The following is a 20,211-nucleotide window of genomic DNA, read 5'->3' on the forward strand; positions in this document are numbered from 1 at the left end:
CTCCCTCTCCAGAATCCATCCCAGATTCACCGTGCCACGTAACGACCATTGTAGCCGCGTAACCGACCAGCGAAAGTTGATAAGTCTTTTTTTCAAGCAGAAGACGGCATACGCGAGCGCTCAGTCTCTCGTGGGCTCGGAGATTTATAAAAGAAACAGACCCCGCCCGCCGCTTTGCCGCGGGGGGCCGCCGACCCGGACCGAGCCGCCGACCTGGCCACCGAACTCGGAGTCGGGTCGTCGATCAGCCGGCTGCAGAAGGCGCTGGACGGCGCGGCGGCTACTTAGGCCGGCCGACCTCGTAGGTGCCCTTGTCGTCCTGGAAGGTGACGGTCACCTTGCGCTTGGTGCCATCGATGCTGACCTCGCATTCGAAAGTGTCATTCTTTTTGACTTTCGGGTCAACATCGTTGTTGCACTTGACGTCCTTGACGTTCTTGGCGCCATAACCGTTGGTCTGGTCGGTCAGGATCTGCTGCACGCCATCTTGCGCCTTCTTGATGTCCAGCTTGGTGGTCACCAGGAACCCCGGCAGCCAGAACCCGGACACCAAGAACGCGACCACGGCCAGTGCTGCCAGCACACCGATCACGCTGCCGATCACCGCTTTGTTGCCCTTCTTGCCCTGCTCGGGGCCGGGCTGGCCGTAGGGCGGGAACTGGCCGGGTTGGCCGTACTGGCCGGGCTGTTGACCGAACTGGCCGTATTGGCCCGGTTGCCCGTACTGACCGAACTGATCGGGCTGACCCGTTTGGCCGAACTGGCCGGGCTGCTGACCGAACTGGTCGGGCTGACCGTACGACGGGGTGGGCTGCTGCTGCGGGTACTGCGGAGTCGGCGGATAGGCGGTGGTGGGCTGCTGATACTGCGGTGGAGTGGTGTAGGCGGGCTGTTGCCAACCGGAGGTTTGCATGGTGGGCTGCTCCGGGGTCACCGGCTGCTGCCAGGCCGACTGTTGTTCGGTGCCTTGCTCACCTTGACCGGGCTGCTGAGGCTGCCACGGCTGCGTCGGGTCGTATCCCTGCGGTCCGCTCATCGTTACTCCTCAGTCCTCTCAATGCTCGGCGCTCATCACCGGGTATACCGTAGCGTGTCGGACTCAGCCTACCCGGCATCAACAGCCACGACGCCGCGCCTAATCGCGTCGATCGCCTGTTTGGCGGTGGCGCGCAGCGCGGGGTCGGGGCCGGCGATGCGCAGCTGATCGAGCAGGTCGAGCACCTGCCGGCACCAGCGCACGAAATCGCCTGCCGACAACGGCGAACCGTTACCCGCGGCGTCGGAGGCGGCCAGCGCCGACGCCAGGTCACCGGTGCTCGCCCAGCGGTACACCGCGGCGACGAAGCCGTCGTCGGGTTCGCGGCTCGGGGTGATCCGGTGCCGCTGCTCATCGGTGCGCAGTTGCGCCGACAGCCGGCGCGTCTGGTGCAGGGCGCGGCGCACCGCGACGGTCGGGGCCTCCGCGGCGTACATCCGGCCCGGCCCCTCGCCACCCCGGGTCTCGAACAGCACCGCGGAGACCACCGCGGCCAATTCGGGCGGGCGCAACCCGGTCCAGGCGCCGGTGCGCAGGCATTCCGCGACCAAAAGATCGCTCTCGCTGTAGATTCGGGCCAGCAACCGGCCGTCGTCGGTGACTTTGAGGTCGCCGCGGCTGACTGTGATGAAGGTGCGCTCGGTCAGCAGATCGACGATCCGATCGAAGGTGCGGGCCAGCGAGTTAGTGGCGGTGGCGACCTTCTTGTCCAGCTGGGCGTTGTCCCGCTGGATGCGCAGGTAGCGTTCGGCGATCCGCATCTGGGCGTCGCGGTCCGGTGCCCGGTGCGCCGGGTGGTGGCGCATCCGCTCGCGCAGCGCCGCCAGCTCCGGATCGATCGGGGCGCCGTCGTCCTCGGCGCTGCCCCGCCGTCCGCGCTGGCCGGGGACGCTCAGCCCCGCCGCCGCGGACCGCAGCGCCGACGCGACGTCGCGACGCACCCGGGGCTGACGGTGCTCGACCCGCTTGGGCAGGGTCATCGATCCGACCGGGGCCGCGGCGCCGGTGTAGTCGGCCGCCGAGATCCGTCCGGCCCAGCGGTGTTCGGTCAACACCAGCGGCCGTGGATCGGGGCTGTCCCGGTCGGCCTCCAACACCACCGCCAGTCCGCCGCGGCGGCCGTGGGTGATGGAGATGATGTCGCCGCGGCGCAGCGCGGCCAGCGCGTCGTTGGCCGCCTTGCGGCGCTGCAGCCGCGAGGCGCGGGCCTGGGCGCGTTCCTTCTCGGAAATCTCGGCGCGCAGCCGGGCGTAGTCGAGGATCGGCGCGTCGTGCCCGCCCAGTTCGGCGGCGACCTCCCCGAGCAGCCGCTCGCCGCGCTCGGCGGCGCGGACCAGCCCGACCACCGAGCGGTCGGTCTGATACTGGGCGAACGACTGTTCGAGCAGTTGGTGGGCCTGCTGCGGGCCCAGCTGGTGCACCAGGTTGATGGTCATGTTGTAGGACGGCGCGAACGAGCTGCGCAACGGGAAGGTCCGGGTGGACGCCAGCCCGGCCACCTCACCGGGGTCGACGTCGGGGTGCCACACCACCACCGCGTGGCCCTCGACGTCGATGCCGCGCCGACCGGCGCGACCGGTCAGCTGGGTGTACTCGCCGGGGGTCAGCGCCGCGTGCTGCTCACCGTTGAACTTCACCAGCCGCTCCAGCACCACCGTGCGGGCCGGCATGTTGATGCCCAGCGCCAGGGTCTCGGTGGCGAACACCGCCTTGACCAGGCCCGCGGTGAACAGCTCCTCGACGGTGTGCCGGAACACCGGCAGCAGGCCGGCGTGGTGGGCGGCCAACCCCCGCAGCAGGCCCTCCCGCCACTCGTAGTAGTCCAGGACGGCCAGGTCGGCGTCGGCGAGGTCGCCGCAGCGGTGGTCGATGACCTCGGCGATCTGGGCGCGCTCGTCTTCGGTGGTCAGCCGCAGCGGCGAACGCAGGCATTGTTTGACCGCGGCATCGCAGCCCGCCCGCGAGAACACGAAGGTGATGGCCGGCAGCAGCCCCTCGGAGTCCAGGGTGGCGATCACGTCGGGCCGGCCCGGCGGCCGATACAGCCGCGGCCGGTCCGGGCCGCGGCGCCGGGGCTGCCAGTCGGCCAGCCGGTCGGCTTCGCGACGCTGCGCGATGTGGCGCAGCAGCGCCGGATCGACCACCGGCTGCCGCCGGGTCGCCTTGGGATCCTTGCCGTCCTTGCCGGCGCCGTAATCGAACAGGTCGAACAGCCGCTTGCCCACCAGCACGTGCTGCCACAGCGGCACCGGGCGGTGTTCGTCGACAACGACGGTGGTGTCGCCGCGCACGGTCTGAATCCAGCCGCCGAACTCCTCGGCGTTGCTGACCGTCGCCGACAGGCTGACCAGCCGCACCTCCTCGGGCAGGTGGAGAATGACCTCCTCCCACACCGCGCCGCGCATCCGGTCGGCGAGGAAATGCACCTCGTCCATCACGACATGGGAAAGCCCCTGCAGCGCTGGTGAATCGGCGTAGAGCATGTTGCGCAGCACCTCGGTGGTCATCACCACCACCGGCGCGTTGGCGTTGACCGACTGGTCGCCGGTGAGCAACCCGATCCGATCCCGCCCGTAGCGGGTGACCAAGTCGGTGTGCTTTTGGTTGCTCAGCGCCTTGAGCGGCGTGGTGTAGAAGCACTTGCCGCCCGCCGCGAGCGCCAGGTGCACGGCGAATTCGCCGACCACGGTCTTACCGGCGCCGGTCGGTGCGCACACCAGCACGCCGCGACCGTTTTCCAGCGCCGCGCAGCCGCGGCGCTGGAAGTCGTCCAACGCGAACGGCAGCTCGGCGGCGAACCGGCTCAGCTCGGTCCCGGGGCCGTCGGCGTCAGGTGACGTCGTCATGCGGGGTGATGATCGGCGCCGACGCCGGTACGGCCGAGGGCGGTTCGAGGGGGGCGGCCTCGTCGTCGGGGATCGCGGTCAGCGCTTCACGCTTGGCTTTGCGTTTGTCGTGCAGCCGGGCGATCTGGATGGCGAATTCCAGTAGCAGGGTCAGCGCCAGCCCCAGCGCGGTCATCGAGAACGGGTCCGAGCCGGGCGTGAACACCGCCGCGAACACGAACATGGCAAAGATCAGGCCGCGCCGCCAGGATTTGAGCCGGGCATAGCTGAGCGCCCCGACCAGGTTGAGCATGACGATCAGCAGCGGGAACTCGAAGCTGATCCCGAACACCAGCAGCAGGTTGATCAGGAACCCGAAATACCGGTCACCGGATAGCGCGGTCACCTGCACGTCGCTGCCCACGGTCAGCAGGAATCCCAGCGCCTTGGCCAGCACCAGGTAGGCCAGCAGCGCCCCGGCCACGAACAGCACCGCCGCCGACACCACGAACACCACCGCAAAGCGGCGTTCCTTGCGGTACAGCCCGGGCGTGATGAACGCCCACAGCTGGTAAAACCACATCGGGCAGGCCAGCACGACGCCGGCGGTCAACCCCACTTTCAGGCGCAACATGAACTGGTCGAACGGGGCGGTGGCCAGCAGCCGGCACTGCCCGTCGGCACTGATCTGGGCGCGCGCCGACGCGGGCAGCGAGCAATACGGGTGGCGCAGCCATTCGCCAAGGCTCTCCAACCCGAAGAAGCCGTGCGAATACCAGATGAAGCCGAAGCTGGTGGTGAGCGCGATCGCGGCCAGCGAGATCAGCAACCGGGTGCGCAATTCGCGCAGATGGTCGACGAGCGACATCGTCCCGTCGGGGTTGGTGCGGCTACGGCGAAGCCGCGGGTCGAGCCGACGCAGAAGTCCGGGGGTGCGCACGCGGGTAATCACCGTGCGGCGCTTTCACGCCGCGCTGCTGTTGTCAGGCTCAAGCCGGCCGTGCGTCGGTGTGATCCGGCCCGGAGTCGACCCGCTCGGACTGCACCGGGGTCGGCGAGGCGGCCGGGGTGCCCGACGGCTCCGATTTGCCGTCGTTCTGCAGTTCACGGACCTCGGATTTGAAGATTCGCAGCGACTTGCCCAACGAGCGGGCCGCATCGGGAAGCTTCTTCGAACCGAAGAGCAGGAGTATCACGACGGCAAGGATCAGCCAGTGCCAGGGTTGCAAACTGCCCATGTCTAACCTCCAGACGTCGGTTCGATGCTACCGCAGCGGCCGCGCGCGGCGCCGAACGTGCGGTGGCGGCGGAAATTGGGCGGGGAGGTTAGCGCCCCCGGCCGCGGCTGCGGGTGTCGAGCCTGCGGTCAGGGCATCGAGTCTGCGGTCGGGGCATCGAGCCTGCGGTGGCGGCATCGAGCCTGCGCTCAGGGCATCGAAACTGCGCTCACGGCATCGAGCCTGTACTCAGGCCGTGTTTTTGGTCTCCAGGACGGCCTGGTTACAGGGTCGGCGCCGTCACTGCAGGCTCGGTGCCGTCACCGCAGACTCGGCGCCGTCACCGCAGACTCGGCGCCGTCACCGCAGACTCGGCGCCGTCACCGCAGACTCGATGCCGTCAACGCAGACTCGATGGCAGCAATTAAGCGCTGGCACTGTGAAAGCGCTTCACCCGCGACCCGCCTGCCACGCCAGTCACACCAGGCCCAAACCAACCAGCCACGCTCGGCGGGTAGACGCCGAAATGGCGGCCTTCGGGTTCGACAATGCCGCTTACACCGGCGAGTTTTGGTACACGGCCAGCGCGGCCGCGGCGGCGTCGCGGACCCGCGCGACCAGCGACTCCGGGGCCAACACCTGCACGTCGTCGCCCAGCCCGAGCAGCAGCCGCGTCATCCACTCCTCGGAGGCGTACGTCATCGCCGCCTCGCAGTAGCCGTCGGGCAGCTCCTGCACCACCCGCATCGGGTAGTACTCGAACATCCACGCGGCCGACGGCGCCACCCGCAGCGTCGCCGCCGGCAACGACGGGTCGGCGTTGAACAGCGACGTGTCGGTCGGGGCTTGCAACGCGGGCTCCGGGGGCGCCGACGGTTCGTCCAGCACGGTGGCGTCGACAATCCGGTCAAACCGGAACAGTCGCACCCCCTCGGACTCCCGGCACCAGGCCTCCAGATAGCTGTGGTTGCCGATCACCACCACCCGGATGGGGTCGACGACGCGGCTCGATAACGCGTCGCGGGAGGCGGCGTAATAGTCGATGGCCAGGGCGCGGCTTTGCCGCGCCGCCTCGCGCACCGCGGCGGCGGCCTGGTTTTCGATCGGGGCGGGCTCGTCGACGGCCGCCGGGGCCGCCGAACCGGGCCCGGCGGCGCCGGCGGCGGCTTCGATCTTGGCGATTGCGCTGCGCGCCGCCTCGGGGTCGACCACCCCGGGCACATCGGCCAGCGCCCGCAGCGCCACCAGCAGTCCGGTGGCCTCCGGCGACGTCAGCCGCAGCGGGTGATCCACCCCCGCCGAGAACGTCACCTCAACGGTGTCGCCGGAGAACGCGAAGTCGATCAGGTCGCCCGGGCCGTAGCCGGGCAGACCGCACATCCACAGCTGGTCCAAGTCCTCTTGGAGTTGTTCGACCGTCACCCCCAGGTCGGCGGCGGCCTCCGCGCGGGTGATCCGGGGATTCGCCTGGAAATAGGGCACCATGTTGAGCAGCCGCACCAGGCGAGCCGAGATCGGTGTCATGGGCGCCGCTCCTCCTCATCGCTGCGCTCTGCATCGTCGACGGCGCGTGTCATCGGCGCCGCTCTCCCCCGGCGCGGGCGCGCAGCCGAGCCAGCACGTCGTCGCGCAGCGACTGCGGGGCCAGCACGACGGAGTCGGCCCCGTAGCCGGCGATATCGCGCGCCAGCCGGTCGGGGAATCCGACGTCGATCTCGATCACCTCGCCGTCGCGGCCGGCCAACTGCCGCGGCCCGGTCGGGGTGCCCGCCCGCCGCAGCGCGGTAGCGCGCCCGTCGGCCACCCACACCGTGGCCCGTTGGCTGGTCGGCGACCCCGTGACCCCGAAAACCGACTTCCGCACGATGCCGCGCAGGTCGACGTCGGGCCGGGTGACCGCACCGACCGGGCCGACGGGGGTCACCGCGCCCGCGATCCGCGACAACCGGAACACCCGGGTGGCGTCGCGGTCGCGGTCGTGCCCCACCAGATACCAGTAGCCGTTCTCGGTGATCACTCCCCACGGTTCCACGGTCCGCACCGCGTAAGGCTCGGCCCGCGACGACCGGTGCTTAAACTGCACCGCCTGACCCGACCCGATCGCCGACAACAGGCTAGGCAAAACGCCCTCGGAGCCGCGCAGCCCCGGTAGCCCCGCCGGTGAGGTGATGGCCACCGGGGCGTCCGGATCGACATCGATACCGGCGGCCCGCAGCTTGAGCAGGGCGCCCTGGGTCGCGCTGATCAGTTCCGGTGACTCCCACAGCCGGGTGGCGACCGCCACCGCCGCCGCCTCGTCGGACGACAACTCGACGTCGGGCAGCGCGTACGCGTCGCGGTTAATCCGGTAACCCTCCACCGGGTCGAACACCGACACCCTGCCGGTCTCCAGCGGGATGCCCAGATCGCGGAGCTCATTTTTGTCCCGCTCAAACATCCGGGAGAACGCCTCCAGGCTGGGGCTGTCCTCGTAGCCCTGCACGCTGGACCGGATCTTGTCCGCGGTGAGGTAGCCCGACGTGGACAGCAATGCGATGACGAGGTTCACCAGCCGTTCGACTTTCGATGTCGCCACGGCTAACAGGGTATGCGCTACATGCTGGCGATCAGCCGCTTGACCCGCTCGTCGACCGACCGGAACGGGTCCTTGCACAGCACGGTGCGCTGGGCCTGATCGTTGAGTTTCAGGTGCACCCAGTCGACGGTGAAATCGCGGCCGGCGGCCTGGGCGGCGCTGATGAATTCGCCGCGCAGTTTGGCGCGGGTGGTCTGCGGCGGGGTGTCGACGGCGTCGTCGATCTCCTCGTCGGTGGTGAGGCGGGCCGCCAGGCCCTTGCGCTGCAGCAGGTCGAACACGCCGCGGCCGCGTTTGATGTCGTGGTAGGCCAAATCCAGCTGGGCGATCTTGGGGTCGGACAGCTCCATGTTGTAGCGGTCCTGGTAGCGCTGGAACAGCTTGCGTTTGATCACCCAGTCGATCTCGGTGTCCACCTTGGCGAAGTCCTGGCGTTCCACCGCGTCGAGTTGGCGGCCCCACAGGTCGACCACCTGCTCGATCTGCGGGTTGGACTCCCGAGTCTGCAGGTGCTCGACGGCGCGGCTGTAATACTCGCGCTGGATGTCCAGGGCGCTGGCCTGCCGGCCGCCGGCCAGCCGCACCGGGCGACGTCCGGTCAGGTCGTGGCTGACCTCGCGGATGGCACGGATGGGGTTGTCCAGCGAGAAGTCGCGGAACGCCACCCCGGATTCGATCATCTCCAGCACCAGCGCCGCGGTGCCCACCTTGAGCATGGTGGTGGTCTCGGACATGTTGGAGTCGCCGACGATGACGTGCAGGCGACGGTACTTCTCGGCGTCGGCGTGCGGTTCGTCGCGGGTGTTGATGATCGGCCGGCTGCGGGTGGTGGCCGAGGAGACGCCCTCCCAGATGTGCTCGGCGCGCTGCGAAAGGCAGAACGTGGCGGCTTTGGGGGTTTGCAGTACTTTGCCGGCCCCGCAGATCAGCTGGCGGGTGACCAAAAACGGGAGCAGCACGTCGGAGATCCGGGAGAACTCACCGGCCCGCACGATCAGGTAGTTCTCGTGGCAGCCATACGAGTTGCCGGCCGAGTCGGTGTTGTTCTTGAACAGGTAGATGTCGCCGCCGATGCCCTCGTCGGCCAGGCGCTGCTCGGCGTCGACCAGCAGGTCTTCGAGCACTCGCTCCCCGGCGCGGTCGTGGGTGACCAGCTGGATCAGGTTGTCGCATTCGGCGGTGGCGTATTCGGGGTGGCTGCCCACGTCGAGGTACAGCCGGGCGCCGTTCCGCAGGAAGACGTTGGAGCTGCGCCCCCAGGACACCACCCGACGGAACAGATAGCGGGCCACCTCGTCCGGAGACAGCCGCCGGTGACCGTGGAAGGTGCAGGTGACACCGAACTCGGTCTCGATGCCCATGATTCGTCGCTGCACGATTCGAGCGTACTGGTTGTGGGCTCGTCGCGGTGCAGGAGACGCGACTGTGGATACGTGTCGGCACGGTGAGGCTGGGTCGTGCCAGCCTGCGGTATGACGGCATCCACCGAACTCGCCCGGCTGCGGGCACACGCCGACGGCTTCCACGCCCTGGCCGTCGACCTCGAGGCGCTGCGGCGGCGACGGGCCGCGGCGGACACCGAGGTGATGCGCCGGCTCATCGTTGCGCAGCCAGGTCGACGACTTCACCTGGCGTACCTATTTGGTATGTGACCAGCGCCTACCCCGTCGCACTAACATGAGTGCCGTGAGTGATCCCTACGGGGGCGGCTTTGCCGGGAAGCTGTACCCGCGCTACCGCGGCGAGTACACCGATGCCGCGCTGTTGGACAGACAAATGAACGAGGATCACGTTGGGCCGCTCATCAGCTTCCTATTCATTGGGCTCGAACGCCGCGACCTGCAGCCCGACGAGGTGGCCGAGGCCATCGAGCTGGCGCGGGACGGCAAGCTACTCAAGTCCAGTGCGTGGCTGTTGGAGCACCTGCTCGCCTACCAGAGGGATGTCCTTCACGTCGCGTAACGCGTGGACAGCAAGCCTGGCCCAACCCGCAAAGGAGTGCTCCACGTGACCCCCGTTTTGGAACTCGCCGAGGTGACGTTTCGCCGCGACGGCAAACAGATCATCGACGGCATTTCGCTGACCGTGCACGCCGGTGAGCATTGGGCGCTGCTCGGACCCAACGGTGCCGGCAAGAGCACGTTGCTGGGTTTCTGCGCGGCGGTCACCTTCCCCACCTCGGGCGCCGTGCACGTGCTCGGCGAACAGATGGGCCGGGTCGAGCTGGCGCGGCTGCGCCGCTCCATCGGCCACGTCAACCCGCGCCACCGCCTGCAATACGCGCTGACCGTGCGCGAGGTGGTGCTCACCGGCATCACCGCCACCATCGACACCCCGCTGCACTGGACGCCCAGCCCCGACGAACGGCGCCGCGCCGACGCCATGATCGACACGGTCGGTTTGTCCCGCAAGGCCGACGACGTGTGGCCCACCCTGTCGCAGGGGGAACGCGGCCGCACCCTGATCGCGCGGGCGCTGATTTCGGATCCGCGCCTGCTGCTGCTCGACGAGCCCACCACCGGGCTGGATGTGGCCGCCCGCGAGCAACTGCTGGAAACCATCGACTCGCTGGACGAAACCCACCCGGACGTGGCGTCGATCCTGGTCACCCATCACCTGGAAGAGCTGCCGACCACCACCACGCACGCGTTGCTGATCGCCGAGGGCCGCACCGTGGCCAGCGGGCCCGCCCGGGACACCGTCACCACCGACCACGTGACGGCCGCCTTCGCCCACCCGATCGAGGTCGGGTACCGGGACGGCCGCTGGACCGCGCGCACCAAGGCCGCCCGGATCGACCTGTGAGCCCGTCGAGCAGGGAGATGCTATGACCAACCGCTTCGCCACACCACCCGTCGACGTGCTGCGCGCCCGCGAGAAACTCGTCCTCGACCACTTCCACGACGAGGTCCGCCAGAACTGGGACGACGTGCTGGCCACCTTCCCGCATCCGCACTACGAGATCATCCCCACGCTCACCGTGCACGACGGCGACGCCGAGGTCCGCCGGTACTACCACGACACGCGCGTCGCCTTCCCCGACCAGGACCACGAGATCATCGCGCTGCGGCACAGCGCCGACGCCGTCATCGTCGAGTTCTGGCTACGGGGAACCCATTTGGGTCCGCTGGGCGGTATTCCGGCCACCGGTTCCCGGCACCGCACCCGGATGACGGCGTACTTCGTCTTCGACGAGGACGAGAACCTGGTGGCCGAGCGGATCTACTTCGACACGTTGTCGATGCTGAGGCAGCTCGTCGGCGGTGTCAACCTGCGCGACCCGCGCAACTGGCCGCTTGGCATCCGGGCGCTGCGCGGCCTGCTGGCGATGTCGAGCGACCCGCACCGCTCGCTCATCGACATCCCCTCCTGGGACGGCACCGCCGGTTAACTGTCGGGTGGCCCCGGGGCGCCGTGATGATGCAGCACATCAGCGGCCCAATCCCGTTGCTGCGCGACGTCTCTCCCGCGCTGGCGACGTTCGACGGGGCCCTGGCTCGCGCGCTGTCGCAGTCGCCTGGGCGAGGAGTTCCGGCCGGATCACAGCTTCCCGCAGTTGTAGACGACGCGATCACCCAGCAAATCACCCACCCGCGCAACGAACTCCGCTGCGATCGGCGGCCAATTCCACATCGTGATGCCCAGTTCGCCGAACGCCCACGGATAGGGTCCCCAGTCCCAGTCGTTGAGGGCGACGAGGGCGTTGCATGACACGCAAGGCACCCGTCCGTCGCCACCGGCCAACCACGCAGTGAATGCATCGTTGAAGGCGCCGTTCCACCGGCTCTGCGGGTGATCCATCTCCTCGAGGTGCCCGCAGTGCGGACAGGTCAGTGGGCCGACCGGCTCGGCGACCCAATAAACCTGCCGCCCGGTGCTGATGTCCATCCCGTTGGTCCACAGCGTGCGGGTCAGTGCGAGGTTCTCGTCGGTGAAACCATCAGCCAACGCCGTCGCGAAGTCGGCACCCGGCGGGTGGCCACGTGGCTCGCCGAGCACGCAGTCGGTGAGCACCGGTTCGATGATGCGTTCGGCGATCAGCCAGCTACGCAGCCGGGCGGCTTGCACCTCGGCGTCGGCGCCGCTGGTCTGCACGTCCACCACGCGCTGAAACCAGTCCCCCATGATCGGAGGCTATCAACCATTGGACGACTCCTCCGGGCCCAACAGCACGTCGGCGTCAAAGCAGCTGTGGTCCCCGGTGTGGCAGGCCCCGCCGACCTGATCGACCTGAAGCAGCACGGCGTCACCGTCGCAGTCCAGCCGCACCGCATGCACGTGCTGGGTGTGCCCGGAGGTGGCGCCCTTGATCCACTGCTCGCCGCGGGACCGGGAAAAATACGTCGCCTCCCGGGTTTCCAGGGTGCGGGCCAGCGCGTCGTCGTCCATCCACGCCACCATCAGCACGTCACCGCTGCCGCGTTCTTGCACGACGGCGGTGAACAGGCCGTCCGCGTTGCGCTTGAGCCGGGCAGCGATAGCCGGGTCCAGATTGCTCATCGGACCATGCTCCGCGCCGAACGTGCATTCAGCGCGAGATTTCCCGTGATTTTTCGGTCTGAGTGCACGTTCGGTGCGAAAACGAGGCTCATCGCACCACGATCCCCTCGGCGGCCATCGCCGCCTTCACCTCGCCGATCGATAGCTCCCGGAAGTGAAACACGCTGGCCGCCAGCACCGCATCGGCGCCGGCCTGCACGGCGGGCGCGAAATGCTCGACCGCCCCGGCGCCGCCGCTGGCGATCACCGGCAGGTTGACCGCGGCACGCACCGCGCGCAGCATCGGCAAGTCGAAACCGGCCTTGGTGCCGTCGGCGTCCATCGAGTTGAGCAGGATCTCCCCCACCCCGAGTTCGGCGCCGCGCACCGCCCATTCGACCGCGTCGATGCCGGTGCCGCGCCGCCCGCCGTGGGTGGTGACCTCCCAGCCCGACGGGGTGGGCGCCGACCCGGCCGGCACCGTGCGGGCGTCGACCGACAACACGATGCACTGCGAGCCGAACTGCCGCGCCAGCTCACCCAGCAGCTCCGGGCGGGCGATGGCGGCGGTGTTCACCGACACCTTGTCGGCCCCGGCCCGCAACAGCACGTCGACGTCGTCGACGCTGCGCACCCCGCCGCCCACGGTGAGCGGGATGAACACCTGCTCGGCGGTGTGGGCCACCACCTCCAGCATGGTGTCGCGCCCCGACGAGGAGGCGGTGACATCCAGGAAGGTCAGTTCGTCGGCGCCCTCGGCGTCGTAGGCGGCGGCCAGTTCGACCGGGTCACCCGCGTCGCGCAGGTTCTCAAAGTTGACGCCCTTGACCACCCGGCCGGCGTCGACGTCCAGGCACGGGATCACCCGCACCGCAACATCTGTGGTGTTCATGTCAGTAGTCCTCCGGTCGCCCGGTGCGGTGCAGGATGTCGAGGATCTGTGCGTGCACACCGGGTGCGGCGGCCAGCGCCGAGCGCGACGCGCTGGTCCACGGGTCGCCGGACAGGTCGGTGACGACGCCGCCGGCGGCCCGCACCAGCGCCACACCCGCCGCGTGGTCCCAGATGTGGTCACCGAAACTGATTGCGCCGCCCAGGATTCCGTCCGCCACGTAGGCCAGGTCAACGCCGGTGGCGCCGTGCATGCGGATCCGGGAGGACACCCGGGACAGGTTCTCCAGCACGCTGAGCCGATACCGGCCGGGAAACCGGCCCCGCGAGTCCACGTTGAAGGTGCCGACCCCGATGATCGCGTCGGCCAGGTCGGCGGGCTCCAGCGGCGGCTGCGCGACCCCGTTGCTCAGCAGCGGACCACCCGCGACGGCGGTGTAGCGCTGGTCGGTGAACGGCAGCCAGGTCAGGCCGGCGACCGGCTCCCCGTCGCGCAGCAACCCCAACAGGATCGCCGCGATCGGGGACCCGGCGGCGTAGTTGAAGGTGCCGTCGATCGGGTCGAGCACCCACACCCACGGTGAATCGATCGGCGGGCCGCCGAACTCCTCGCCGTGCACCTCGATGCCGGTCCCGGCGACCAGGGCGTCGACCACCTGCCGCTCGATCGCCAGGTCGACCTCGGTGGCGAAGTCGTTGCCCTTTTTGCGCACCGCCGAATCCGCGCGGTGCCCGGCCACGAACGGTTTGGCGGCGGCGTCGAGGATCGCCGAAGCCTCGGTGAGCAGCGCCTGCAGGTCGGCGGAGTCCAGCGCCACCGCGGCCCTACTCCCGCACCGCGGCCAGCGCCTGCGGCAACGTGAACCGGCCCGCGTAGAGGGCTTTGCCCACGATGGCGCCCTCGACCCCGGCGCCGGTCAGGGTGGCGATGGCCCGCAGATCGTCGAGGCTGGACACCCCCCCGGACGCGATCACCGGCGCGTCGGTGCATTCGGCGACCTGCTCGAGCAGGTCCAGGTTGGGGCCGGTCAGGGTGCCGTCCTTGGTGACGTCGGTGACGACGAACCGTGAACATCCTTCGGCGTCAAGGCGTTCCAGCACCTGCCACAGGTCGCCGCCGTCGGTTTCCCAGCCCCGCCCGCGCAGCCGGTGTTCGTCGCCGACGATCTGCACGTCCAGGCCGACGGCGACCTTATCCCCGTGCTCGGCGATCGCCCGGGCGCACCAGGCCGGGTTCTCCAGCGCCGCGGTGCCCAGGTTGACCCGGGCGCACCCGGTGGCCAGCGCCGCGGTCAGCGACTCGTCGTCGCGGATCCCGCCGGACAACTCGACGGCCACGTCGAGCCGACCGACGACCTCGGCCAGCAGGTCACGATTGGAGCCGCGACCAAACGCGGCGTCCAGGTCGACCAGGTGGATCCAGTCGGCACCGTCGCGCTGCCAGGCCAGCGCGGCGTCTAGCGCCGACCCGTATTCGGTTTCGCTGCCCGCCTTACCTTGGACCAGACGCACCGCACGACCGTCGACCACGTCGACGGCGGGAAGAAGTATCAACGACACGGGCACAGACCCTAACTCACAGGCCGTCGACCCAGTTGGCCAGCAGCGTCGCACCGGCGTCCCCGCTCTTTTCGGGGTGGAACTGGGTGGCGGCTAGCGGACCGTCCTCGACCGCCGCCAAGAACGGCACCTGGTGTCGCGCCCAGGTCAGCAGCGCCTCGGGGCGACCCTCCCAGCGCTGTGCGGCGTAGGAGTGCACGAAGTAGAACCGGGTGTCGGCATCCAGGCCGCGGAACAGCCGGCTGCCGGGCGCGGCGGCCACCACGTTCCAGCCCATGTGCGGGATCACCGCGGCGTCCAGGCGGGTCACCGCGCCGGGCCACTGGCCGCACCCGGCCGCATCCACCCCGAACTCGATGCCGTGCGCGAACAGGATCTGCATGCCGACGCACACGCCGAGCACCGGGCGCCCGGCCAGCACCCGCTCGGCGATGATCTTGTCGCCGTTGATCGACAGCAGTCCGGCCATACATGCCGCGAACGCACCCACGCCGGGCACCACCAGCCCGTCGGCGGCCGCCGCCGCGTCGGCGTCGGCGGTCACCGTGACCGCGGCGCCGACCCGCTGCAACGCCCGCTGGGCCGACCGCAGGTTGCCCGAGCCGTAGTCCAACACCACCACCGATTTCGCTGTCACAGCGAGCCTTTGGTGGAGGGCACGCCCGACACCCGCGGGTCGGGCTCGACGGCTTGGCGCAGCGCCCGGGCCACCGCCTTGTACTGGGCTTCGGTGATGTGGTGCGGGTCGCGCCCGTAGAGCACCCGCACGTGCAACGCGATGCGGGCGTTGGAGGCCAGCGTCTCGAACACGTGCCGGTTGATGACGGTGTGGTAAGGCACCTGGGAGCCCGCGATCGTGGTGTGCCGCAGATGATCCGGCTCACCGGTGTGCACACAGTAGGGACGCCCGGAGACGTCGACGGCGGCGTGGGCCAGCGTTTCGTCCATCGGGATGAACGCATCCCCGAAGCGGCGGATGCCCTTCTTGTCGCCGAGCGCCTGATTGAGCGCTTGGCCGAGCACGATCGCGGTGTCCTCGACGGTGTGGTGCGCCTCGATCTCGACGTCGCCGGTGGCGCGCACGGTCAGATCGAAGCTGGCGTGGCTGCCCAGCGCGGTGAGCATGTGGTCGTAGAACGGCACCCCGGTGTCGACGTGCACGACACCGGTGCCGTCCAGGTCGAGATCGACGACGATGTCGGACTCTTTGGTGGCGCGTTCCACCCGGGCGCGGCGGCTACCGGTCATGATGCTCCTAGCGATTGGTGGCGACCCGCCACCGGCGGTTGGGCGAGTTCGGTGGCCACCAGCTGCGCGCTGGCGGCCAGCAGCGCGTCGTTTTCCTCGGGCAGCCCGATGGTGGCGCGCAGGTAGCCCGGGATCCCGACGTCGCGGATGAGCACGCCGCCATCCAGGTAGCGCTGCCAGGTCACCGGCGCGTCGGCGAACCGGCCGAACAGCACGAAGTTCGCGTCGCTGGGGATGACCCGAAACCCCAGGGCATCCAGTTCTTTTGAGACACGGTCTCGTTCGGCGATGAGATGCGCCACGCTGCCCAGGGTGTCGTCGGCGTGGCGCAGCGCGGCACGGGCCGCGGCCTGGGTGATGCACGACAGGTGATACGGCAGCCGCACCAGCAGCATTGCGTCGATCACCGCCGGCGCGGCGACCAGGTAGCCCAGCCGGCCGCCGGCGAACGCGAACGCCTTACTCATGGTGCGGCTGACGATCAGCTTGGTCGGGTACTCGGCGATCAGCGAGATCGCGCAGGGCTGCGAGGAGAATTCGCCGTACGCCTCGTCCAGGATCACGATGCCCGGCGCGGCATCGAGCAGGGGTCGCAGCTCGTCGAGCGAAACACTTTGCCCCGACGGGTTATTGGGGCTGGCGATGAACACCACATCGGGCCGGTGCTCGGTGATGGCGGCGACAGCGACGGCCACATCGAGGCGGAAGTCCTCGGCCCGGTTGGCGACCAGCCACCGGGTCTGAGTGCCGTCGGCGATGATCGGGTGCATCGAATACGACGGCACAAACCCGATCGCCGAGCGGCCCGGCCCGCCGAACGCCTGCAGCAGCTGCAGCAGGATCTCGTTGGAACCGTTGGCCGCCCACAGGTTCTCCACGCCGACGTGCACCCCGGTCTGGGCGCTGAGGTAGGCGGCCAAATCGGTGCGCAGCGCGACGGCGTCGCGGTCGGGGTAGCGGTGCAGCTCGGCGGCCGCATCGCGCACCGAGCGCGCGACGTCGTCGATGAGCGCCGGGGTCGGCGGATAGGGATTCTCGTTGGTGTTCAACCGCACCGGAACCACCAGCTGCGGCGCCCCGTACGGGGATTTGCCGCGCAGGTCGTCGCGCAGCGGCAGATCCGCCAACGTCACCTCCTGGCCCGGTGTGCTCACCGCTCAAACCTCCGCCGTACCGCCTCCCCGTGCGCGGGCAGGTCTTCCGCCGTGGCCAGGGTGATCACGTGCCCGGTCACGTCTTTGAGCGCGGCCTCGGTGTATTCCACGACGTGGATGCCACGCAGAAAGGTCTGCACCGACAGGCCGCTGGAGTGCCGCGCCGAGCCCGCGGTCGGCAGCACATGGTTGGAGCCGGCGCAGTAGTCGCCCAGGCTGACCGGTGACCAGGGGCCGACGAAAATCGCGCCGGCGCTGCGGATCCGGGCCGCAACCGCGGCGGCGTCGACGGTCTGGATCTCCAGGTGTTCGGCGGCGTAGGCGTTGACCGCCCGCACCCCGGCGTCCAGGTCGTCGACCAGCACCATCGCCGTCTGGCGTCCGCCCAGCGCCGTCGTCACCCGGTCGCGGTGCTTTGTGCTCTCCAGCTGGGTGGCCAGGGCGCGTTCGGTGGCGTCGGCCAACTCGACGCTGGGGGTCACCAGCACGCTGGCGGCCATCTCGTCGTGTTCGGCCTGGCTGATCAGATCGGCGGCGACGTGCGCGGGGTCGGCGCTGTGGTCGGCGAGGATGGCGATCTCGGTGGGCCCGGCCTCGGCGTCGATGCCCACCCGGGAGCGGCACAGCCGTTTGGCGGCGGTGACGTAGATGTTGCCCGGTCCGGTGATCATGTCGACCGGCGCCAGCTCGGTGTCGTCGCTGTCGGTGCCGCCGTAGGCCAGCAGCGCCACCGCCTGCGCGCCGCCGACCGCCCAGACCTCGTCGACGCCCAACAGCGCGGCGGCGGCCAGGATGGTCGGGTGCGGCAGGCCGTTATGGGCGGCTTGCGGCGGGCTGGCCACCACCAGCGAGTCGACGCCCGCGGTCTGCGCCGGTACCACGTTCATCACCACGCTGGACGGGTAGACCGCGTTGCCGCCGGGCACATACAGACCCACCCGCTCGACCGGCACCCAGCGCTCGGTGACCGTGGCGCCGGGCCCCAGTGTGGTGGTGGTGTCGGTGCGACGCTGGTCGGCGTGCACCGCGCGGGCCCGGTCGATGGCGACCTGCAGCGCCGCCCGCACGTCGGGGTCCAGCTGGGTCAGCGCCGACTCGAGGGCGGCGGCGGGCACCCGGACGGTGTCGGGCCGCACCCCGTCGAAGGACTCGCCGTAGTCCAGGGCCGCCGCCGCTCCCCGGTCGGCGACCGCGTCGACGATGGGCCGCACCTTCGGCAGCACCGCCTCGACGTCGACACCACCGCGCGGCAACACCGCCCGCAGTGCCGCCGCGGTCAGTGCGGCGCCGCGCAGATCGATGCGGGCCATGAGCGGCGAGTTGGTGGTCACGTCGACCATTGTCCCAGAGCAGCTCAACTGGATTTCGCCGCGCACCGATACAGTGATGCCACACCCACCTCTGCGATCGGAGTTGTCATGGCCACACCCGATAAACCCGACAACGTCGCGAGTCTGCCGCGGATCTTCCCGCCCTGGCTGGACCGGTGGCAGATGCGCTACATGAACCCGGTGGTGAAACCGCTGGCGCGGTATCTGCCCGGCGCGTCGATCATCAAACACCGAGGTCGCAAGTCCGGGAAGCCGTACGAGACGGTGGTCACCACCTACCGCAAGGGCAACGTGCTGGCGATCGCGCTCGGTCACGGCAAGACCGATTGGGTGAAGAACGTGCTGGCCGCCGGTGAGGCCGACGTGCATCTGTTCCGCAGCGACGTGCACCTGACCAACCCGCGCATCCTGCCGGCCGGCGCCGACGGCGAGGGCCTGCCCTGGCTGGCCCGGGTGCAGGGCCGCCGGCTCGCGGTGTTCGTCGCCGACATCACCTGACGGGGCCCCACAGCCTGCCGAGAGGGAATCTCACGACGCGACACGCCGACGATGCGTCGCGTGGTTCCCTCTCGCCGGTTGCTCGGCGCCCGGCCTCACATGTCCAGGCCGATATCGAGCACCCGCACCGAATGAGTGAGCGCCCCGACGGCCAGGTAGTCGACGCCGGTTCCCGCGTAGGCCGCCGCGGTCTCCAGCGACAACCCGCCCGAGGATTCCAGCTGGGTGGCCGGGGAGCGCGCGGCGCGGCGCTGCACCGCGATCTGGGTTTGCCACACCGGGAAGTTATCCAGCAGCACCAGCTGCGGGTGCTCGGCCAACACCGCGTCGAGCTGTTCGAGCGAATCGACCTCCACCTCGCAGGGCAGATCGGGGGCCGCCGCGCGGACCGCGCGCAGCGCCGCGACCACCGAGCCGGCCGCGGCCACGTGGTTGTCCTTGATCAGGGCGGCATCGCCGAGCCCCATCCGGTGGTTGACGCCGCCGCCGACCCGCACGGCGTATTTCTGCAGCGCCCGCAGTCCGGGCAGCGTCTTGCGGGTGTCGCGGATCTGGGCGGTGGTGCCGTGCACGGCCTCGACCCAGGCCGCGGTGGCGGTGGCGATCCCGGACAGGTGGCACACCAGGTTCAGCAGGGTCCGCTCCGCGGTCAGCAGGCCCAGCGTCAGGGCCTCCACCGCCAGCAGCGTGGCGCCCGACGGCAGCGCCGTGCCGTCGTCGACGCGGTCCAGCACCCGGTAGCCGTCGGCACCGAGCACCTCGTCGAGTACCAGCAGCGCCACGTCGACCCCGGCGATCACCCCGGGTTCGCGGGTCACCATCGCCGCGGTGGCCATCGCGCCGTCGGGCACGGTCGCCAACGTGGTGATGTCCGGGCCGTAGCGCAGGTCCTCGTCCAGGGCGCGGGCGATGACCGCGCGGGCCTCGGCCAGCTCGGTGGCGGACAGGGTCATCCCGGAGCGGGTCATGCCGGCACCGGCGCCTCGACCCGCACCGCGCCGTCCTCTAGGCGGACCAGGGTGCCGCGCGCCTGGGCGGGATCCGGGTCCGGGTAATCGGCGCGGTGGTGACAGCCCCGACTCTCGGTGCGGGCCAGCGCCGCCGCCGCGACCGCCCGGGCGGTGACGGTCAACGCGACGTCCTCGAAGTCGGTGCGGTTCAGCACGGCGCGCGGCGTCGCGGTGGCCAGTGTCGCGGTGAGCCGGGCCAACCCGTCGGCGTCGCGCACCACCGAGGCGTCCCGGGTCATGGCGCGTTGCAGGGTGTCGCGCGACAGCGCCGCGCCCGCCGCCGGCTCCGGGGACACCGCGTGCGCGGGCCCGGCAGCGGCCGCGTGGTCGGCGCCGGTGCGGCTGGCGCGACCGCCCACTACCAGCCCCTCCAGCAGGCTATTGGAC

At 70.0% G+C, this 20,211-nt stretch carries 22 protein-coding genes and 1 pseudogene; 5 read left to right on the top strand and 18 right to left on the bottom strand.

The window, feature by feature from the left end; genetic code table 11:
- Positions 1-280 precede the first annotated feature (280 nt).
- The 7 genes from BKN37_RS16550 to pafA form a co-directional block, all read right to left on the bottom strand.
- A complete protein-coding gene (locus tag BKN37_RS16550; protein ID WP_071027791.1) occupies positions 281-1,036 on the bottom strand; it encodes a DUF4333 domain-containing protein in 756 nt (251 codons plus the stop codon).
- A 68-nt stretch (positions 1,037-1,104) separates the two neighbouring features.
- Positions 1,105-3,882, bottom strand: coding sequence for a DEAD/DEAH box helicase (locus BKN37_RS16555; RefSeq protein WP_071027792.1), 2,778 nt, complete (start codon positions 3,880-3,882; stop codon positions 1,105-1,107).
- Positions 3,866-4,801, bottom strand: coding sequence for a twin-arginine translocase subunit TatC (tatC, locus tag BKN37_RS16560; protein WP_095407114.1), 936 nt, complete (start codon positions 4,799-4,801; stop codon positions 3,866-3,868). The genes BKN37_RS16555 and tatC overlap by 17 nt, the downstream gene beginning before the upstream one ends.
- A gap of 49 nt (positions 4,802-4,850) precedes the next feature.
- Positions 4,851-5,099, bottom strand: coding sequence for a Sec-independent protein translocase subunit TatA (gene tatA, locus BKN37_RS16565; RefSeq protein WP_071027797.1), 249 nt, complete (start codon positions 5,097-5,099; stop codon positions 4,851-4,853).
- Positions 5,100-5,633: 534 nt separating this feature from the next.
- On the bottom strand, positions 5,634-6,602 hold the full coding sequence (locus BKN37_RS16570) for a helix-turn-helix transcriptional regulator (RefSeq protein WP_071027800.1): 969 nt from the start codon (positions 6,600-6,602) through the stop codon (positions 5,634-5,636).
- Positions 6,603-6,651: 49 nt separating this feature from the next.
- Positions 6,652-7,653 carry a helix-turn-helix transcriptional regulator gene (locus BKN37_RS16575; RefSeq protein ID WP_071027802.1) on the bottom strand — a complete coding sequence of 334 codons (1,002 nt, stop codon included), beginning with the start codon at positions 7,651-7,653 and terminating at the stop codon, positions 6,652-6,654.
- A 17-nt stretch (positions 7,654-7,670) separates the two neighbouring features.
- Entirely contained in the window at positions 7,671-9,029 is a 1,359-nt protein-coding gene (pafA, locus tag BKN37_RS16580) for a Pup--protein ligase (RefSeq protein WP_095407115.1), read from the bottom strand.
- A gap of 96 nt (positions 9,030-9,125) precedes the next feature.
- On the opposite strand from pafA, the gene BKN37_RS16585 reads away from it, so the two are divergent.
- From BKN37_RS16585 to BKN37_RS16600, 4 genes are read left to right on the top strand one after another with little or no spacing between them, the layout of a single operon-like run.
- Positions 9,126-9,305 (top strand): hypothetical protein, encoded by a 180-nt coding sequence (locus tag BKN37_RS16585; RefSeq protein WP_071027805.1) that lies wholly within the window; start codon positions 9,126-9,128, stop codon positions 9,303-9,305.
- A gap of 34 nt (positions 9,306-9,339) precedes the next feature.
- Complete coding sequence (locus tag BKN37_RS16590; RefSeq protein ID WP_131823629.1) at positions 9,340-9,615, top strand: hypothetical protein; 276 nt, start codon at positions 9,340-9,342, stop codon at positions 9,613-9,615.
- Between the two features lie 45 nt (positions 9,616-9,660).
- Positions 9,661-10,458 (top strand): ABC transporter ATP-binding protein, encoded by a 798-nt coding sequence (locus tag BKN37_RS16595; RefSeq protein ID WP_071027810.1) that lies wholly within the window; start codon positions 9,661-9,663, stop codon positions 10,456-10,458.
- 22 nt (positions 10,459-10,480) lie between these two features.
- A complete protein-coding gene (locus tag BKN37_RS16600; protein ID WP_071027812.1) occupies positions 10,481-11,044 on the top strand; it encodes an ester cyclase in 564 nt (187 codons plus the stop codon).
- Positions 11,045-11,193: 149 nt separating this feature from the next.
- On the opposite strand, the gene BKN37_RS16605 is transcribed toward BKN37_RS16600, so the two are convergent.
- The 9 genes from BKN37_RS16605 to hisD form a co-directional block, all read right to left on the bottom strand.
- On the bottom strand, positions 11,194-11,778 hold the full coding sequence (locus tag BKN37_RS16605; protein ID WP_071027815.1) for a hypothetical protein: 585 nt from the start codon (positions 11,776-11,778) through the stop codon (positions 11,194-11,196).
- A gap of 12 nt (positions 11,779-11,790) precedes the next feature.
- A complete protein-coding gene (gene hisI / locus BKN37_RS16610; protein WP_071027817.1) occupies positions 11,791-12,153 on the bottom strand; it encodes a phosphoribosyl-AMP cyclohydrolase in 363 nt (120 codons plus the stop codon).
- An 88-nt stretch (positions 12,154-12,241) separates the two neighbouring features.
- The gene (gene hisF / locus BKN37_RS16615; RefSeq protein ID WP_071027819.1) at positions 12,242-13,024 is read right to left on the bottom strand and encodes an imidazole glycerol phosphate synthase subunit HisF; all 783 of its coding nucleotides are present in this window, start codon (positions 13,022-13,024) and stop codon (positions 12,242-12,244) included.
- A 1-nt stretch (position 13,025) separates the two neighbouring features.
- Positions 13,026-13,835, bottom strand: coding sequence for an inositol monophosphatase family protein (locus BKN37_RS16620; protein WP_423212805.1), 810 nt, complete (start codon positions 13,833-13,835; stop codon positions 13,026-13,028).
- Positions 13,836-13,848: 13 nt separating this feature from the next.
- The gene (priA, locus tag BKN37_RS16625) at positions 13,849-14,583 is read right to left on the bottom strand and encodes a bifunctional 1-(5-phosphoribosyl)-5-((5-phosphoribosylamino)methylideneamino)imidazole-4-carboxamide isomerase/phosphoribosylanthranilate isomerase PriA (protein WP_071027836.1); all 735 of its coding nucleotides are present in this window, start codon (positions 14,581-14,583) and stop codon (positions 13,849-13,851) included.
- 16 nt (positions 14,584-14,599) lie between these two features.
- Positions 14,600-15,220: an imidazole glycerol phosphate synthase subunit HisH gene (gene hisH / locus BKN37_RS16630; protein WP_071027823.1), complete on the bottom strand. Its 621-nt coding sequence runs from the start codon at positions 15,218-15,220 to the stop codon at positions 14,600-14,602.
- Positions 15,217-15,831 carry an imidazoleglycerol-phosphate dehydratase HisB gene (gene hisB / locus BKN37_RS16635; RefSeq protein WP_071027824.1) on the bottom strand — a complete coding sequence of 205 codons (615 nt, stop codon included), beginning with the start codon at positions 15,829-15,831 and terminating at the stop codon, positions 15,217-15,219. The genes hisH and hisB overlap by 4 nt, the downstream gene beginning before the upstream one ends.
- Complete coding sequence (locus BKN37_RS16640; protein WP_071027826.1) at positions 15,828-16,985, bottom strand: histidinol-phosphate transaminase; 1,158 nt, start codon at positions 16,983-16,985, stop codon at positions 15,828-15,830. Before BKN37_RS16640 ends, hisB begins: the two co-directional genes overlap by 4 nt.
- On the bottom strand, positions 16,982-18,325 hold the full coding sequence (gene hisD / locus BKN37_RS16645; protein WP_071027828.1) for a histidinol dehydrogenase: 1,344 nt from the start codon (positions 18,323-18,325) through the stop codon (positions 16,982-16,984). Before hisD ends, BKN37_RS16640 begins: the two co-directional genes overlap by 4 nt.
- A 78-nt stretch (positions 18,326-18,403) precedes the next feature.
- Here hisD and BKN37_RS16650 point away from each other — a divergent pair, with 78 nt between their 5' ends.
- A complete protein-coding gene (locus BKN37_RS16650; RefSeq protein ID WP_071027830.1) occupies positions 18,404-18,814 on the top strand; it encodes a nitroreductase family deazaflavin-dependent oxidoreductase in 411 nt (136 codons plus the stop codon).
- A gap of 95 nt (positions 18,815-18,909) precedes the next feature.
- On the opposite strand, the gene nadC is transcribed toward BKN37_RS16650, so the two are convergent.
- Together nadC and BKN37_RS16660 are read right to left on the bottom strand one after the other, a co-directional pair.
- Positions 18,910-19,767 carry a carboxylating nicotinate-nucleotide diphosphorylase gene (gene nadC, locus BKN37_RS16655; protein ID WP_071027832.1) on the bottom strand — a complete coding sequence of 286 codons (858 nt, stop codon included), beginning with the start codon at positions 19,765-19,767 and terminating at the stop codon, positions 18,910-18,912.
- A gap of 11 nt (positions 19,768-19,778) precedes the next feature.
- Positions 19,779-20,211 (bottom strand): annotated as a pseudogene (locus tag BKN37_RS16660) (L-aspartate oxidase); the annotation flags it as partial.

The organism is Mycobacterium talmoniae (assembly GCF_001854525.1).
Classification (GTDB): domain Bacteria; phylum Actinomycetota; class Actinomycetes; order Mycobacteriales; family Mycobacteriaceae; genus Mycobacterium; species Mycobacterium talmoniae.